Source organism: Nocardia barduliensis, assembly GCF_013315795.1.
GTDB classification, from domain to species: domain Bacteria; phylum Actinomycetota; class Actinomycetes; order Mycobacteriales; family Mycobacteriaceae; genus Nocardia; species Nocardia barduliensis.
This window is the reverse complement of the sequence record NZ_JABLTE010000139.1, coordinates 1-16646: the sequence shown is the minus strand read 5'-3', so window position 1 is coordinate 16646 and position 16646 is coordinate 1. Positions and strand designations below refer to the sequence as shown.

The following is a 16646-nucleotide window of genomic DNA, read 5'->3' as shown; positions in this document are numbered from 1 at the left end:
GGCCGCGGTGGGGCGGGGAGCAGCAAGTCGGTCGGATCGGCGTCGATCCGTCCGTACTCCAGCAGCCGGCACCAGCGCTCCACCTCGTGCAGGTCGTCGCGCCACTCGGGGCCGGGCAGCTCGGGGAAATCCGGATGACGATGCGTCAGCAGTGCCTCCGGACGCTGCGCGAGCAGATCACGGATGCTCTCCGGCCCGCTGCCGTGCAAGTTGACCGCCCATCTCGGCGGTGCGCCCTGCCACCGCAGCGCACCCAATCCCGCGGTCGGCAGCAGTTCGTCGACCGCGTCGATGAGGCCGACGAGATCGCGGAGCGCTTCCGGTGCGGCCAGCACCAGGCGGTCGTCCGGGTGCGCGCTGCGCAGTCCACGCAGCGCGGGCACGATGGTCAGCAGGTCGCCGAGCCCGAGTGCGCGGAGCACGAGAATCGAGCCGGTCAGGGCCACGATCCCTCTTCCGAGGCGCACACGACCATTTCCCTGACCTCGCAGCCGGGCGGCTGGCGCAGCGCGAAGACCACCGCGTTGGCGACATCCTCGGGTTGGTTGAGTTTCGCGTCGGCCGGCGGCTTGTACTGCTCGTCGCGGTCGTCGAAGAACGCGGTGTGCATGCCGCCCGGGATCAGCAGCGTCACCCCGACGCTGCCCGCGGTCTCGGCGGCGAGCGCCCTGGTGAAGCCGACGACGCCGAATTTCGACGCGCAATAGGCGGTCGCGTCACCGACCGCCTTGACGCCCAGGGTGGAAGCGCAGGTCACCACCGTTCCCTTGCTCCTGCGCAAGGCCGGAAGAGCAGCACGCACCACGGCGGCCGTGCCGAACAGGTTGACCCGGACCACATGCTCCCACTTCGCGGTGGGCACCTTGTCCAGCGGGCCGCAGGCGTCGGTTCCCGCGGCGGTGAACACGCCGTCGATGCGGCCGTCCGCGCGCTCGACGAGTTCGCGCACCGCTCGTTCGGCGGCGGCGCTGTCGGCGAGGTCGGCACCCACGAAGTCGACGGGCGTCTCGGGCTGCACCCGGTCGATCACGAAGGGACGGCCCCCGTGCTCGCGGACCGCGGCGGTCACCGCCGCGCCGAGCCCGGAAGCGCCACCGGTGATCAAGATATTGCCAAGGGTTCGCATCGCGCTCCTTCGTTCTCGGGTCAGCCTCGGCCCTCGGCCGCGGCGACGAGCTGTGAGGTCGAGTAACCGGGAACCATGGGGATCAGCGCGATCTCGCCGCCGTAACCGCGAACGACCTCGGCTTCGGGGAGGTGCGCGCCGGAGTAGTCGCCGCCCTTCACCCACACATCGGGGCGCAGGCGCTCCAGCAGCGCGCTCGGTGTGGATTCGTCGAACTCGACGACGGCGTCCACCGAGGACAGCGCGGTGAGCAACCGCGCTCGGTCACCGGCGGTGACGATCGGGCGGCGTGGCCCCTTCAGCCGCCGCACCGACGCATCGGAGTTCAGGCAGACCACCAACGCGTCGCCCATGGCGCGAGCCTGGCGCAGCAGGCTCACATGACCGGGGTGCAGCAGATCGAAACAGCCGCCGGTGGCGACGAGTCTGCCGCCGCGCGCCCTGATCGCGGCCGCCACCTCGAACGCCGATCGGCGCTCCTGCCCGACCTGCGCGGCGGCGGTGCTGTCGCAGGTGGACAGCGTGGCCGCGCCACCGGCCGCGACGAACCTGGCCGCCGCGTCCACGGCGTGCGAGACGGCGTCCGCCACCGTGGACCCGTCGAAAAGCGCGGCGGTCGCGGCCGACGCGAAGCGGTCGCCCGCGCCGCACGTGTCGGAACGGACGTGGCCGGCGATACGGACTTCGGCGGGTACGGGCACCACGGTGAGCCGTTTCCCGTTGGCGAGCACGGCCCCGCCCGCTCCGGTGGTGACCGCGACGGAATCCGCGGCCCACTCGTCACGAAGTACCTTCGCCAACTCGTCGGGTTCCACGTATCCCGGGGCGAACTGACGCGCCTCTTTCAGGTTCGGCGAGACCAGCGACGCACCCGGCGTAGGCGCCGGGCCGCGCGGGTGTGGGTCCCACACCACCGGAACGGACCGGGCCAGCTCGGTCAGCAGGCGCCGGATCTCCGGATGCGCGGCGACGCCTCGGCCGTAGTCGGCCACGAGGATCGCGCCGGCCGCACGCAGGATCTCGGTGACCGAGGCGCTCACCGAACCGCCATCCGCCGTGCCGTCCCCGGTGTCCAGCCGCAGCAGCGACTGCCCGGCGGCGCGGATGCGGGTCTTGCGTACCGTCTCGCCGCGCAACAGCATCGGAACGACCTGGACGTCCCGGTCCAGCAACCCCGCGAGAGTGCGGCCGTCCCGGTCGTCGGCGGTCGCCGTGACGAGCGAGACCTCGGTGACCGACCGCGCGGCGAGCGCGGCGGCCAGACCGGCGCCGCCCGGGCGTACCCACTGGCGCTGCACGTCCACCACGGGCACGGGCGCTTCGGGAGACAACCGGTCGGCGGCACCCTCGATATCGACGTCGAGAATGGTGTCGCCGACCACGACCAACGGCTTCATGTGGGGACTCCCAGCGCCTCGTCGAGCGCCGAGCACAGGGCATGCACCAGGACCAGATGCACTTCTTGCACGGTGGCGGTGCTGGGCGCGTCCACGGACACCGCCTCGTCGCACAGCGCCGCGAGCGGATTGGGCGCGGGGCCGGTCATGGCCCACGTGGTGACGCCGATGTCGTGCGCAGCCTTCGCGGCGGCCACGACGTTCGGGCTGGTGCCACTGGTGGACAACAGCACGAGAACATCGCCGGGCCTGCCGTGCGCGCGGACCTGGCGTGCGAACAGCTCGGTTTCGCCGTAGTCGTTCACGATCGCGGTGCCCGCCGAGGTGTCGGCGTGCAAGGCGATCGCCGACAGCGGGCGGCGTTCATGGCGGAAGCGGCCGACCAGTTCCCCGGTAAGGTGCTGGGCTTCGGCGGCGCTGCCACCGTTGCCGCAGGCGAGCAATCTGCCGCCGTTGTCGAGCACCACCGCCAGTTCGCGCCCCCATCGGCGAATGTTCGGTGCGCAGCGACTGGTGCGTTCCAGTGCCGTGCGCAAAGCCGCGAAATGTTCCTCGATCACCGCACACCTCCTGTCCACAGACGCTCATGCCTGCCTGCACCGAGTTCTTCCGCCACCCCGACGACCTGTTCCGGGGTGATCGACTCGAGGCACGGGTGGCCGACGACCGGGCACTCCCGAGCCCGGCTGCCCCGGCACGGCGCGCGCTGGTCACCGAGCATGGCCACCGGGACGCCGTAGGGCGCCCAGCGTTCGGCGGGCACCACCGGTGCGAACAGGGAGACCACGGGTGTCCCCACGGCCGCGGCCAGATGTGCCGGACCGGTGTTGGGCGCCACCACCACGCTCGCGTCGCGCAGTACGGCGGCGAGTTCGGGCAGGGTGGTGGCTCCGCCGAGGTCGAGGGCGTGCCCACCGGCGACCGCGTCGGTGAGTGGGCGGTCGGCGGGGGCGCCGGTCACGATCACCCGGTGTCCGGCGCTGGTCAGTGCGGCGACGATGGCCGCCGATCGGGACGCGGACGGCTGCCGCGCCGGTACCGACGCGGCGGGATGCACCACCACGTAGCCCGGTTCGCCGGTAAGGCCGCCGACGTCCGGCAACGGCTGCCGCAGGGCGAGTTTCCCGTCGTCACCGGGGGATAGCCGGAAACCGGCCGCGTCGGCGAGCGAAAGCGCGCGTTCCGCTTCGGGCGGATCGCCTTCGACGCGATGGCGCAGGTCCAGCAACGAACCGGGGTAGTCGTCGGAGATCGCGCCGATCCACGGAACACCGGCCATTCGGAGCAGCAGCGCCAGCGGCAGCGGCGACTGGTGAAAAGACGTCAGGATCAACGCCAGATCGACCTCGAGCTCGCGTATCCGCTCGATGAACGCGGTGACGTCCGCCGAGGCGATCGGGGGCGGCTCGGGATCGATCCAGGGCGCGCACCAGGACAGGATCCGGTCCACACCCGGCAGGAGGTCACCGGCGCCACGGCCGCGCGGCCCGGTCAACAGCGTCACCGAATCGGCGTGCGCTGCCACCGCGCGCACACACGGCCCGGCCAGCAGCACATCGCCGAGGTTGTCCATGCGCGCCACCAGCGCCCGGCCGGTCACGGCACACCGGCCATCGCCAGTCGTATCGCCTCGGTCAGGTCCTGCGCGACGGTCGCTTCGCGCCGCGCGTGGTGCACCTCTTCGGGGCGAGTCCTGGCCGTCGGCACCAGGATCGCGCGGGCGCCCGCGGAGATCGCGGCGCTGACATCGGCGCCGGTGTCCCCGATGAGCACGCACCGGCCGACGTCGACGCCGAGTTCCGCCGCGGCCCGCCGAACCAGGCCGGGCCGCGGTTTGCGGCACGGGCAGCCGTCGCTTTCGCCGTGCACGCACACCTGCCATGTCGCGAATGGTCCGAGCAGTTCCTCGACCCGGGAATTCACCGCGGCCAGCTGCTGCGGGCTGATCAATCCACGCGCGACGCCGGACTGGTTGCTCACGACGCCGAGCTGGATGCCGGCCTCGCGCACCCGCCGCAGCGCGTCGACGGCTCCCGGCACCGGCCGCACCCCGGTGGGATCGGCGAGATAGGGGACATCGATGATGAGGGTGTCGTCCCGGTCGAACAGCAACGCCAGGGGCGATTCGTGGGTCGCGTGGCGGTGGCGCCACTCACCGCGCAGCCGGTGCCAGCACGCGGCAGGCGGAATCAGCGCGCTGCTCAACGCCATCCGGCCGATCTCGGCGGGCGTCCGAGGCCCGGGCAGGATTCGGCGCGTGGCGAATTCGCCGGTCAGCGCCGTCCACAGCGTCGCGAACGCGAGGGCGGAACGTTTCCGGCCCGCGACGCCGAGCGCCGTCGCCGCCGCCCCCGCGGCCGTGGTGAGCGCGTGGCGGGGCAGCATTCCGGCGTCTTCGCCGATGCGCTGACGCCACCGAGCGCCGTACTTTCGCCGCAGCAAAGCGTTGTCGGCGTTCCCGCGTTGTGCCCGCACGCTGGCCATGGGTCCCGATCCACCGCGCGGCGGGTGGCGGGTGAGCCGCTGTCCTGGCGCGATGACGTAACCCGCGAGGCAGACGCGAAGCGCAAGGTCGGCGTCTTCGCGGAAGGCCCTGGGGAACCGTTCGTCGAAGCCGCCGACCGCGACCAGCGCGCAGCGGCGATAGGCCATGTCCGCGGTGATCCACCGCGCCGCGGCCAGGCGCGCGGTGCCGCGTTCTTCGTCGGTCGGTCGGCGGTGCTTCGGCAGCGGAACCTCGATCCGGGCGGTGGAGGCCGCCGTTGTCTCATCGAGCCCGTGCAGGTCCTCGGCCAAGCGGGCCGGCCAATCCGGCGCGGTGAGCACATCGTCGTCGAGGAAGGCGATCCAAGCGCCCGTGGCGTGCCGCCAGCCCGCGTTCCTCGCCGCGGCGGGTCCACGGCCACCCGAGCGGACGACCCGCACCGGCGGCACCGTGTCGCGCAGCGGCAGCGGCCCGTCGCCGGGTCGATCGTCGACGACGATGGTCTCCCGTGGCTTGGGACCCACCGCGTTGTCGAGTGATTCGAGCAGCAAACGAAGGCTTTCCCGGCCCGTGGTCGGAATGACGACGCTGTAGTCCACGGTGTGGTCGTTCATGAGCGGCGCACCAGGAACGGGCCGAGGGCGAGCAGGTCGATCGGGGCGGAACCGAAGCATTCGAGGGCGTCGCGGGGCGAATCGACCATCGGCCTGCCCGCGGTGTTCAGGCTCGTGTTGACCACCACAGGCAACCCGGTGCGCCGGTCGAACTCCGCCAGCATCCTCGACAGAACCGGGTTGTCGGCGGGATCGACGGTCTGGACCCGTGCGGTGCTGTCCACATGGGTCACCGCGGGGATGCGCGCGCGCCACGCGGGGGCGACATCGTGGACGAACAGCATGTACGGGCTCGGCAGCGGCCCGCGTCCGAAAATCTCGGACGCCCGGTCGGCGAGCACCATCGGCGCGAGCGGCCGGAACTGTTCGCGACCCTTCACGTCGTTGAGACGTTCGAGATTCTCCGCCCGACCGGGGTGCGCGAGCAGCGAGCGATGCCCGAGTGCGCGCGGGCCGAATTCCGCCCGGCCCTGGAACCAGGCCACCACGTCGTCCTCCGCGAGCGCTCGCGCCACGTCGGCCGCGACGTCCTCGGACCTCGTGTACCGGACTTTCGCCGTGCGCAGCACCTCTTCCAGTTCCGAATCGGTCCACTCGCGGCCGAGATCGGCCCCTCGCATCGGTGCGGCGCGCTCACCGAACTCGGCCGCCAATTGCAGCGCGGCGCCCAGCGCGGTGCCCGCGTCACCCGCGGCCGGCTGCACCCAGATCTGCTCGTAGGGGCCTTCGGCGTGCAACCGGCTGTTGGCCACGCAGTTCAGCGCGATGCCACCGGCCAGCGTCAGTGTCCGCTGTCCGGTCTGTCGATGCAGCCAGCAAGTCAGCTCGAGCAGTACGTCCTCTAGCCGTCGCTGGACACTCGCGGCGAGATCGGCGTGCTCCCGGCCGATCTCACCGCCGGTCACGGCGGGGGCGAAGCCCGCCCAGTCCACCGGCTCGGTGCGATAACCACCGTCATCGGTGGAGTACACGAGTTCGCGCAACCGGTCGAGGAACCGGGGCGTGCCGTAGGAGGCCAGCGCCATCACCTTGTATTCGTCGCTGGACCTGGTGAATCCGAGATGTTCGGTGAGGTCTTCGTACATCAGCCCGAGCGAGTGCGGCAGCCGCTGTGCCGCCAACTCCACGAACTTGCCGTCGCGGTATTCCCCGGCGAGATAGGAATGGCTTTCGCCGCGTCCGTCGGCTACCAGGACCGCGCAGTCGCCCGACGGAGCCGCGAGCGCCGCGGACGCGGCATGCGCCAGATGATGCCGCACGAAGCGCACGATCGCGGGATCGAGGCCGGGCAACGCGGCCGCGAGGAACGCGGGCGCTCGGAAAGCGTAGTCGGTCCGGGTCTCCTCGCTGCTCCGATCCAGACCGCCGAGCGAATGGTCGACCAGCCTCGGATCGTAGGAGTAGCCAACGGCGTCGAGCTGATCGGGACGCAATCCCGCTCGCTCCAGACACCAGGCGGCCGCTTGCTCGGGCAGCTCCCACGCGGAGAACGGCACCGGCCGCTTGCCGTGCTTGCGGCGGGTGAACCGTTCTTCTTCGGCGGCCGCGACGATTTCGCCGTCCACGATCAGGGCGGCGGCAGGGTCATGGAAAACCGCGTTGATACCGAGAATGCGCACGGGCCCGCCTTTCTGTTCGAGCCGCGGGACCTGTCGGTCTGCCCGCTGACATATGTCTGGCGCTACCCGCTGAAGTCACCACTAAACCGATCCGCCGCAAGCCGCTGATCAGCGCAAAGACTCCTCGGTCGCCGCGGAAGCACGCCCGGCGAACCAGTCGATGGTGCGGCGCAGCCCCTCCGCGCGGGTGACCGTCGGCCACCAGCCCAATTGACGCCGGGCCAGCGAGATGTCCGGGCAGCGCCGCTGCGGATCGTCGATCGGGCTCTCGACGTACGTCACGGTGGACCGGCTGCCGGTCATCGCTCGGATCTCCTCGGCGAGGCACCGGACGGAGACCTCGTGCGGATTGCCGATGTTGACCGGTCCAGGGTGGTCGGTGGACGCCAGCACGAGCAGGCCGCGCACCGTGTCCAGCACGTAACAGAGGGAGCGGGTCTGCTCGCCGGTCCCGGCGATGGTGAGCGGCGCGTCCGCCAGCGCCTGCGCGATGAAGGTGGGCACCATCCGGCCGTCGTCGGTGCGCATGCCGGGACCGTAGGTGTTGAAAATGCGGACTATTCCGGCATTCACGCCCCGTTCCCGGCGATACGCCATGGTCAACGCCTCGGCATACCGTTTCGCCTCGTCGTAGACGCTGCGCGGACCCACCGGATTGACGTGGCCCCAATATCTCTCGGGCTGGGGGTGGACCGCCGGGTCGCCGTATACCTCGCTCGTCGAAGCGAGCACGAAGCGAGCCCGGTTCCGCTCGGCCAGGTCGAGGGCGTTGGCGGTCCCGAGCGAACCGGCTCGCAGCGTCTCGATCGGCAGCCGGAGGTAGTCCGGCGGCGACGCGGCCGACGCGAGGTGGAAGACGACGTCGAAACAGCCCATTTCGGGCAATGGTTCGGTGACGTCGTGCTGGCGGAGTTCGAACCCGGGCCGGTCCAGTAGCAGGGCGACGTTGTCCGGTGCGGAGGTAGCGAAGTTGTCCAGCGCGACCACGGCCGTGCCCGCGTCGAGCAACTGCGCACACAGGTGCGATCCGACGAATCCGCAACCGCCGGTGACCAACGCGCGTTCACATGGTTCGGTCACGTCATCGCCTACCCTTGACCGCTCGCGCGAACGTCGCCCGATCCGCTGGCGCCTGGCCCGCTCTCGTGCTGGGAGGTCACCCGGCGGTAGGTATGGAGGGTCTCCGTGGCGATCCGGTCCCACGAATAACGCGCCTCGACCCGATCGTGTCCGGCACGGCCGTAGGCTTCCCTGGTTTCGGGTTCGACCAGAAGATCGCCCACCGCCGCGGCCAGTTCCGCGGGCGCCCGTGGAGGGATCAGCCTGCCGGTCACGCCGTCGACGACGGTGTCGATGAGACCTCCGACCGCGGCGGCCACCACCGGAACCCCGCATGCCATCGCTTCCAGCGGTGTGATGCCGAACGGTTCGTACCACGGCGTGCACACGGCCACGTCCGCCGACCGCAATAGGGGAGCCATCCGTGCTCTCGGCACCTGCCCCAGCATGTGCAGCCGGTCGCGCACGCCGAGTTCGTCCGCCAGTGCCAGCAGTCGCCTGCCCTCCGGGTCGTCGGCGAGTTCGCCGTCGTCCGGACCGCCGACCACGACCAACTCGGTGCCGGGCAGGCTGGTGAGCGCGGTGATGGCGGTGTCGAAACCTTTGCGCGGCACCAGCCTGCCCACGCTGACCATCCTGTGCTCGGCCGACCTCGGTGCGCTCGGCCCGTCCGGCGTGAACTGCCCGAGATCCACGCCGCAGGGAATCACCGACGTTCGCGACCGCGGCACGCCCATCCTGGCCAGCTCGAAGACCTCGTCGGAACACGTGGCGATGATGCGGTCGACCTGTTCGGCGATCGATCGTTCCAGGCGCACCCGCTCAGGTGGACTGGTGTCGTTCGCGCCCTGGTACCGGCGTTTCACCACCCCGAGCGCGTGAAATGTCTGCACGACCGGGACGTCGGCGGGGCGAGCGGCCCGCAAGGCGGCCAGCCCGGACATCCAGAAGTGGGCGTGCACCACATCGGGGCGCAGGCGGCGCCAGTGCTGTCGCAGGAAGGCGCCGAATTCGCCCATGAACGGGAGCAACTCGTCCTTGGGCAGCGGCTGGGCGGGCCCGGCCGGGACATGGACCACGCGGTAACCCTGGTCGGTGACGACCGTGGGCGGCGCCTGCGTCTCCTCACGGCGCGTATAGACGGTGACCTCGTGCCCCTGCCTGCACAGAGCCGCGGACAGCTCCGCGACATGAACGTTCTGTCCACCGGCGTCGACGCCGCCCAATACGGCGAGCGGGCTTGCGTGTTCGGACACCATCGCGATCTTCATGATTCCGCCTTTGCGCTCCGGGACACTGCCTTCATTCGGTGACCTCGGCCAGGAGGGAATCCCACCGGTGCAGGAAGACCTCGAGGCCGAAATGCTCCAGCGCGAACTGCCGTCCCGACTTGCCCGCGAGCACCGCCAGATCGGGTTCGTGGAGGAATTCGTGAAATTTCGCGGTGAGCGTCGCGATGTCGCACGAGAGGGCGCCCGCTTCCGGCGGCACCGCGCTGACGGCCTCGGTCGTGGCGAGGGCGACGACCGGCATGGCCAGGTGCATGGCTTCCAGGAGGGACAATCCGAGCGAGGTCCACCGCGCGGTGTGCAGATACACCCTTCGCCGCGCCATGTCCGGATGCAATGCGGACTGCTCGAGGTCGCCGATGCCGCGGATCGGGTGCCCGGTGGGTCTGTCCGCCGTGAATTCGTCCGCTCCGATGCCGTACAGATCGATCGGCCCCGCCATCGCGAAGTCGGGCAGCAGATCGCTGCCGGTGATCCTTCCGCGCCGCGTCGGTTCGTTGATCAGCGCTACGCCGTGTGGTATTTCGCCGGTGTACAGCGCGCCGGGGTCCACGATGCCGTGGGGCACCACCCGGGTGGGCGCTCTGCCGTTGTCCCACATCAGGTTGTTGAAATGCGTGACGTGCACGAGCGGGATGTCGCCGCGGTCCGCCAGCGGATGCCGGGTGGTCGCCGCGCTGGGGCGCGGAGCGTTGTGCTCGACGTAGACCGCCGGAATGCCGGCGCCGGGACGACGCCCGAGCCATCGCTCGGTGAGGTCGATCTCCTCCGGGCGTTGCAGAACGACCACGTCGGGCTCGGTTTCGCGCAATCGGGCCGCGGGCACCTCCGTGACGGAGGGCCAGTCGCGGCCGCACCGACCGTGGCCCCACGGCCCGCCGCCTTCCACCACGGGGACCAGGTAGCGGTGCGGCCCCCGGACGAACGACGTCGTCCAAGACCCGTGCACGTGCCACAAGAGCACAGTGAGCCGTCCGGTCATCTCGGCCATGTCGATAGCTCTTGCCTCTGACCGCAGGATCAAACCTGGTCGGCGGCCGACGACTACCGTCCGTCATCGCTGGTTTGAACCGGGGGCGCCAGGTAACGCCCGCGATATGAGCGCACCGGATGCTGTCACGTTTCCCACTGACCATCGGGCAACCGAGACGATCGAGATCTGCGACCCCGCGACCGGCGCCACCGTCGGCACGGTGCCCGTGACCGGCATCGCGGAGATGGATCGGCAGGTAGCGCTGGCGAAGCGCGTGCAGGCCGGGTGGGCGCGAACCCCGGTCGCCGAACGCGCCGCCGCGCTGCGCGCCGGTGCCGCTCTGCTTCGCGAACGTGCCGATGAACTGGCCGAACTCAACCAGGCCGAAACCGGACGCCCGCGGGCCGAGGGCAGGGAAGGGGTGCTGGCCGGCGCCGCGACCTTGGAGCAGTATGCCGAACTGGGACCGGTGCACCGCGGAAAGAGCTTGCAAGGGGACTTCGAAGCGACCGACTTCATGGTGTGGGAACCGCGCGGCGTCGTCGTCGCCCTGACGCCGTGGAACGATCCCGTGGCGGTGTCCTGCGGTCTGCTCGGCGCGGCACTGGTCACCGGGAATACGGTGGTGTACAAGCCGAGCGAACGCGCACCGCACACCGGCGCTCTGCTCGGCGATCTGCTCGCCCGTGGGCTGCCCGAGGGTGTGCTACAGACGGTCCAAGGCGATGGGCGGGTCGGCGCACTGCTCGCCGCACGGTCCGATGTGGACGTCATCGCGCACGTCGGCAGCACGGCGACGGGACGTTCGATCGCGAAAAGCGCTGCGGCCACCGGCGCCAAGGCGCTGCTGGAAAACGGCGGCAACGACGCACTCGTGGTCGACGCCGGTGTGGATCCCGTATGGGCCGCCGGGCAGGCGGCGCTCGGCGCGTTCGCGAACTCCGGTCAGATCTGTGTGTCGGTGGAAAGGGTCTTCGTGCACCGGGACGTGGCGGAGGCGTTTCTCGCGGCCTTGGTCGCCGAAGCCGAGTCCTGGAACCCCGCGCCGCTGGTCGACCGGCGCCATCGCGACCAGGTCCATGCCCACGTGCGCGACGCGGTGGAGCGCGGGGCCGACCTGATGGCGGGCGGAGCCGTGCCGGACGGCGCCGGTGCGCACTATCCGGCCACCGTGCTGACACGCTGCCATCCGGATATGCGGATCATGCGTGAGGAAACGTTCGGTCCGGTCGCGCCGGTTCGGGTGGTGGATTCGTTCGAGCAGGGCATCGCCGAGGCCGCGAGCGACGACTACGGGCTCGCGGCGACCGTGCTCACTCCGTCGCTGGCCAATGCCCAGTACGCCTGGCGTGAACTGCCGGTGGGGACGGTGAAGATCAACGCGGTGTTCGGCGGGGCGCCCGGCGGAGCGGCGCACCCCCGCCGTGCCAGCGGAACCGGCTTCGGTTACGGACCCGAATTGCTGGACGAGATGACCCAGACCAAAGTCGTCCACCTGCGCCCGGCCGCAGGCTAGGCGGCCACTGTTCCCCGCAATGGTCACCAGACGCCGCCCGGCACGGCGAGTTTCGGCCGCTGCTCGTCCGGCCTGCCGCAGACCATGGGACGACGACAGCCGCGAGTGTTGCCGAAAGATTGCTGTCATCTGATTGGGCGGCGGTGCACCGGGGTACGCGCCGAGACATGCGGGTACTTGTCACCGGGTTGCCCAGTTCTGTACACGCGGAAAGAACGGTCGGCGATGTGGCCGGCGCCTCGATCCAGGACCTGTCGGATGAATTGCGCTCGGGACGCTCGGCGTGAGCGCACGGACCGGGGCGAAGACCACTGTCGTCATCGCGACCCGTAACCGCGCTCCCGAATTGGCCCGCACCTTGACCGAGTTGCGCGCGCTGCGTCCGCGTCCCGCGATCGTGGTGCTGGACAACGCGTCCGTCGATGACACCGTCCTCGCGGCGGAGTCGTTCCCGGAGGTGAAGGTCATCCGGCTCCCGCGCAATTTCGGAGCGGCGGCGCGCAACCTCGGCGTCGCGATCGCCCGGACCCCCTACGTCGCCTTCAGTGACGACGACTCGTGGTGGGCCGGTGACGCGCTCGCCGAAGCCGAGCGGGTGCTGGACGCCCATCCCCGGCTCGGCCTCGTGGCCGGACGCACGCTCGTCGGCGCCGACCACCGCGACGATCCCGTCAACGAACTGATGGCGACCAGCCCGCTCGGACACCCTCCCGAGCTGCCCGGTCCATTGATACTGGGCTTCCTGGCCTGTGCGGCGGTCGTCCGGAAGGAGGCGTACCTGCAGGCCACCGGATTCAGTTCGCTGCTGCACTTCGGTGCCGAAGAACGATTGCTGTCACTCGACCTGGCGGCCTGCGGCTGGGACCTCTGCTACGTGGCGGAAGTGCGCGCCCACCACCACCCGTCGGCGCGGCGACCGCCGCACGCGTGGCGCAGGCGGGTCGAGCAGCGCAACAACGCGTTGATCGCCTGGATGCGGCGACCGCTACGGCGGTGCGCGGCCGAATCCGCCGGTCTGCTGTGCCGGGCGGCGCGCGACCCCTCGACGTTGCTGGCGGTCGGCGGGATCATTCGCCGTCTCCCGTGGGCGTTGGCGCAGCGGCGCCCGTTGCCGCCGGAGGTGGAGCGCCGGGCCAGGCTGCTGGAACTCGCCGAGGACAGGAGGTGGCCGGATGGCCGAGCAACGGATGACGGTCGTCGTCATCAGCCACAACCGGCGTGAACAGCTGCTGCGCACGCTCACGCACATGACCGCGCTGGCCGACGCGGCGCCGATCATCCTCGTGGACAACGGGTCGAGCGACGGCACGGCGGACGCGGTCGCCGCGGCGTTCCCCACCGTGCGGCTCATCCGCTCGCGCGACAATCTGGGCGCGGTGGCGCGCAACATCGCGATCGAGCAGGTGGTCACGCCGTATGTGGCCTTCTGCGATGACGACACCCGATGGCAGCCGGGCGCGTTGACCCGCGCCGCCGACCTGCTCGACCAGTTCCCCGGCCTGGCTTCGGTGACCGGGCGTTGCCTGGTCGCGCCCCGTCTCCACGAGGACCCGATCACGCCGGAGCTGCGCGATTCACCGGTGCGCGGGCCCGAATGGCTGCCCGGCCCCGCCCTGCTCGGCGTGCTTGCGGCGCTGTCCGCATTCCGGGTCAGCGCGTTCCGGGAAGTCGGCGGCTTCTCCCGGCGGTTGTGGTTCGGCGGCGAAGAGGAACTGCTCGCGCTGGACCTCGCGGCACGCGGCTGGTGGATGTGCTGGATAGAGGACATGATCATCCATCACGAGCCCTCCCGCAGCCGTGATGCGACCCGTCGTCGCCGACTCGGTATCCGCAACACGTTGTGGACGCTGTGGTTGCGCCGTCCCGCCCGCAGCGCCGCCCGCCGGACCGCCGTCGTGCTCAGCTCGGCCCCGGCCGACCTGACGACGGCCGCGGCCGTCCTCGAGACACTGCGCGGACTACCGTGGGTGCTGCGCGAACGACGAGTCCTCCCGCCGCAGGTCGAGGCCGGGCTCGTCCAGTTGGAAGAATCTCAGCGCCGTTCTGTCGCACGGCGCTATGTGGGCTGACGACTATTCGTGCCGCTCGACGTCCAGCACATACCCGAGGTCGCGGATCCGGTCCGCTACCTCCGGCGCGGCGGAGATGACGACGCGATCGGCGCCGCAGAGTTCGACGACCTCGGCGTCGACGGTCTGCAACCAGTCGAAGAACTTTCCCCGAATCCCTCTCGGCGTCGCACTCTCGACGAGCAGGTAGGGGTCGAGACGGACGAGATAGGTGCGGTGTCGCGCCGGCATAGCGCTCTCCTTCAGTCGTCCAGGGCCGGGTGCGCAGGCGTGGTGTGCCAGGTGCTATCGATGGTCGCTGTGCGGAGGGGATACCCGGACCGGCCGACGGCACTCCGCCGTGCCCGTTTCTCCATCGGCTCGGTGCTCGTGTCGGTGCCTCCCGCTAATCTGCTCGCATGGTCGGACCGGACACGGCGCTGCGCCGACTGACGCGTTCGGCGGGAAAGCTGCTGCGACCGTATGGCTTCGATGGCTCCGAGGCCATGTGGGTGCGGGTCGTGCCGGACGGTGTGGCCCGTGTCGGCCGCACCCGGACCCTGCGTACCTGGACCGACGGGCAGCAGGAGCTGAGGTTCGGCTTGAGCCTGAGCGCCACGCCGACCGCCTGGTGGGAGTTCGGCAACTGGCGCAACGCGCAGCTGGGTCTCCCGCCCGTGCCGTTCGAGCAGGCGAGCGGTCCCGGCCTGATCGACGACCACGGTATGCCCGACGATCCGACCGAGTTGTGGTCCCTGCGGGTCGACCCGGCGCAACCGGGCCGGGTGCTGCAGGCAGACGTCGACGCCATCCGCGCCGAATTGCCCCGGCGGGTGCACACCTACGCGCGCCGGGCGCTGCGATTGCTGGAACCGGGCCGGTATCTCGATGAACTGCTGGCCCTCCCCGATCCGCGGCTCGGCGCTCGGGAGGCGATCGTCGTCCTGCTCGCCGACCGCGGACCAGGACCGGGATTGGACGACGCATGCGACCGATTCCAGGCGTGCTGTGCGGCGGAGGACATGTCGGTCGACGCGGCGAAGGTCATCGCGTACGCCCGAGACCGTGCGGCTCGGGTTCGAGCGGGGACGAGTACGGGCTCGGGGCTCGCGCCCACCAGCGCATAGGCGTAAGACCGGTATCGCTTACCTGGCAGGTAATCGACCGTGGGCCGTCGAGGTGCCACGATCACGGCGTAACCGAATCCGATCGACCGGAGGGACGAGCCATGCCCGCCTACGCCATCGCCCACTTGCAAGACGCGGATCCTCACCCGGAGATCGCCGAATACATCGAGCGCCTCCCCGGCACCTTCGAACCCTACGGCGGCCGCTACCTCGTGCACGCGGCGCAACATGAGGTGAAGGAAGGCAGCTGGCCCGGCGCCGTGGTGATGATCGGCTTTCCAGGGATCGCCGAGGCACGGGAATGGTGGGACTCGCCCGCATATCGGGAGATCGCGCCGCTGCGCTCGCGGCACATCGAGGGCGACATCATTCTGGTCGAGGGCGTCCCCGCCGATTACGCGCCGACCGCTGCCGTAAAAGCCATACGGCAGGCGCTGTCGAATAATTCTTGATCGTGCGCGCCGTTGGCAGCAGGGGATCAGATCACCGAGATTTCGAATCGGCCCAGCCGAATATGATCGCTTCTATTTCGACTGCCGCTGTTCCCGGCGTGGGGTGGTGTTTTCGTCGGTAATCGCCGGTACAACTTGTTCATGCCTGATCAGATCCGTTTCGCGCGGTTGGCGCTGGACCAGGTGGCCGCCGAGCTGGACCAGACCGCTTTTCGCGGCGGCTACCTCACCGCTGAGCGAATGCGATTCCTCGCGACCAAAGTCCGCGACGCGTGCCAGGTGTACGACGAGGCCGTGGAATCGCCCGAACCCGCCGGCTGAGTCGACCCTGCCGCGTGCTGTCACCGACGATCGCGTCCTTTCCCGCAGGAATCGTCTGCTCGGTGTTCTCGGCGGACCGATCGGCTATCTCGTGGGACTCGCGCTGCCGGAACCGCTGGTCGACCGATACCCGTAGTATCCGCCGATCCGGCGCGCTGGCAGATGCATTGGCGGCGGGTGCGGCGGCCGGTTCCCCTGGCTGCTCGGCTTCGTCGTCGGCCTGATCGGAGCAGGGCCGTCGGTCGGTACGCAATCGAGTTCGATCGCCGGACGTTTCGGGGGACCGGCGCGACGCGGCCACGGCACTGGGGATCGTGACAACGGGCATTTCGGTGGGAGTACTCGCAGACCGGATCGGCGGAGGGTGGCAGACGGATTCGATGCTTTCCGTTCCGCGGTCAGGTCGAGAGCGAACTATCCGGCGTGCCTTGGTCTCTCACGTAGGCGCTGGTCAACGCTCCGGTAAGGAGGATCGGCCGGTCAGGGGCCAACTTGGAGCGAACCCTCGCGTGCGGCCGCTCGGGGACTTAGAGTTATCTGCTATGGGTGGTCTGCATCACTGCAAGCCGAACCCACACAAGCCCCTTTGGGGCCCCGGGGGGTGGAGGGTGCCCACCCCC

General features: G+C 70.2%; 17 protein-coding genes. 6 read left to right on the top strand and 11 right to left on the bottom strand.

Annotated elements, in window-relative coordinates; all coding sequences use genetic code 11:
* The 10 genes from HOV91_RS34770 to HOV91_RS34725 form a co-directional block, all read right to left on the bottom strand.
* Nucleotides 1-446 (bottom strand): glycosyltransferase family 9 protein (locus HOV91_RS34770; protein WP_369009329.1); only part of this gene is annotated, 446 nt, incomplete at its 3' end.
* Complete coding sequence (locus tag HOV91_RS34765; protein ID WP_174189494.1) at nucleotides 437-1126, bottom strand: SDR family oxidoreductase; 690 nt, start codon at nucleotides 1124-1126, stop codon at nucleotides 437-439. The genes HOV91_RS34770 and HOV91_RS34765, both read right to left, overlap by 10 nt.
* Nucleotides 1127-1146: 20 nt before the next feature.
* Nucleotides 1147-2523: a D-glycero-beta-D-manno-heptose 1-phosphate adenylyltransferase gene (gene rfaE2, locus HOV91_RS34760; RefSeq protein WP_174189493.1), complete on the bottom strand. Its 1377-nt coding sequence runs from the start codon at nucleotides 2521-2523 to the stop codon at nucleotides 1147-1149.
* Complete coding sequence (locus HOV91_RS34755; RefSeq protein ID WP_174189492.1) at nucleotides 2520-3083, bottom strand: D-sedoheptulose-7-phosphate isomerase; 564 nt, start codon at nucleotides 3081-3083, stop codon at nucleotides 2520-2522. Before HOV91_RS34755 ends, rfaE2 begins: the two co-directional genes overlap by 4 nt.
* On the bottom strand, nucleotides 3080-4123 hold the full coding sequence (locus HOV91_RS34750) for a glycosyltransferase family 9 protein (RefSeq protein ID WP_174189491.1): 1044 nt from the start codon (nucleotides 4121-4123) through the stop codon (nucleotides 3080-3082). Before HOV91_RS34750 ends, HOV91_RS34755 begins: the two co-directional genes overlap by 4 nt.
* Nucleotides 4120-5622 (bottom strand): HAD-IIIA family hydrolase, encoded by a 1503-nt coding sequence (locus HOV91_RS34745; RefSeq protein WP_174189490.1) that lies wholly within the window; start codon nucleotides 5620-5622, stop codon nucleotides 4120-4122. The genes HOV91_RS34750 and HOV91_RS34745 overlap by 4 nt, the downstream gene beginning before the upstream one ends.
* Nucleotides 5619-7241, bottom strand: coding sequence for a carbamoyltransferase family protein (locus tag HOV91_RS34740; RefSeq protein ID WP_174189489.1), 1623 nt, complete (start codon nucleotides 7239-7241; stop codon nucleotides 5619-5621). Before HOV91_RS34740 ends, HOV91_RS34745 begins: the two co-directional genes overlap by 4 nt.
* Before the next feature lie 108 nt (nucleotides 7242-7349).
* A complete protein-coding gene (locus HOV91_RS34735) occupies nucleotides 7350-8321 on the bottom strand; it encodes a UDP-glucuronic acid decarboxylase family protein (protein WP_312884888.1) in 972 nt (323 codons plus the stop codon).
* Between the two features lie 8 nt (nucleotides 8322-8329).
* On the bottom strand, nucleotides 8330-9571 hold the full coding sequence (locus HOV91_RS34730) for a glycosyltransferase (RefSeq protein WP_174189488.1): 1242 nt from the start codon (nucleotides 9569-9571) through the stop codon (nucleotides 8330-8332).
* Between the two features lie 31 nt (nucleotides 9572-9602).
* Nucleotides 9603-10580, bottom strand: a complete 978-nt coding sequence (locus HOV91_RS34725) for a glycosyltransferase (protein ID WP_217441462.1) — start codon at nucleotides 10578-10580, stop codon at nucleotides 9603-9605.
* Nucleotides 10581-10686: 106 nt separating this feature from the next.
* On the opposite strand from HOV91_RS34725, the gene HOV91_RS34720 reads away from it, so the two are divergent.
* From HOV91_RS34720 to HOV91_RS34710, 3 genes are all read left to right on the top strand, one after another.
* Nucleotides 10687-12078, top strand: a complete 1392-nt coding sequence (locus tag HOV91_RS34720) for an aldehyde dehydrogenase family protein (RefSeq protein WP_174189487.1) — start codon at nucleotides 10687-10689, stop codon at nucleotides 12076-12078.
* Between the two features lie 283 nt (nucleotides 12079-12361).
* Complete coding sequence (locus HOV91_RS34715) at nucleotides 12362-13300, top strand: glycosyltransferase family 2 protein (RefSeq protein WP_174189486.1); 939 nt, start codon at nucleotides 12362-12364, stop codon at nucleotides 13298-13300.
* Nucleotides 13251-14147 (top strand): glycosyltransferase family 2 protein, encoded by an 897-nt coding sequence (locus HOV91_RS34710; protein ID WP_174189485.1) that lies wholly within the window; start codon nucleotides 13251-13253, stop codon nucleotides 14145-14147. The genes HOV91_RS34715 and HOV91_RS34710 overlap by 50 nt, the downstream gene beginning before the upstream one ends.
* A 3-nt stretch (nucleotides 14148-14150) precedes the next feature.
* On the opposite strand, the gene HOV91_RS34705 is transcribed toward HOV91_RS34710, so the two are convergent.
* The gene (locus HOV91_RS34705) at nucleotides 14151-14378 is read right to left on the bottom strand and encodes a hypothetical protein (protein WP_174189484.1); all 228 of its coding nucleotides are present in this window, start codon (nucleotides 14376-14378) and stop codon (nucleotides 14151-14153) included.
* A 167-nt stretch (nucleotides 14379-14545) separates the two neighbouring features.
* Between HOV91_RS34705 and HOV91_RS34700 the strand changes: the two genes are divergently transcribed.
* The 3 genes from HOV91_RS34700 to HOV91_RS34690 all read left to right on the top strand — a co-directional run bounded on the left by HOV91_RS34700 (nucleotide 14546) and on the right by HOV91_RS34690 (nucleotide 16026).
* Nucleotides 14546-15253: a hypothetical protein gene (locus tag HOV91_RS34700; RefSeq protein WP_174189483.1), complete on the top strand. Its 708-nt coding sequence runs from the start codon at nucleotides 14546-14548 to the stop codon at nucleotides 15251-15253.
* A 101-nt stretch (nucleotides 15254-15354) separates the two neighbouring features.
* Nucleotides 15355-15705, top strand: coding sequence for a DUF1330 domain-containing protein (locus HOV91_RS34695; protein WP_174189482.1), 351 nt, complete (start codon nucleotides 15355-15357; stop codon nucleotides 15703-15705).
* A 141-nt stretch (nucleotides 15706-15846) separates the two neighbouring features.
* Nucleotides 15847-16026 carry a DUF6374 family protein gene (locus tag HOV91_RS34690; protein ID WP_174189481.1) on the top strand — a complete coding sequence of 60 codons (180 nt, stop codon included), beginning with the start codon at nucleotides 15847-15849 and terminating at the stop codon, nucleotides 16024-16026.
* Nucleotides 16027-16646: the final 620 nt, after the last annotated feature.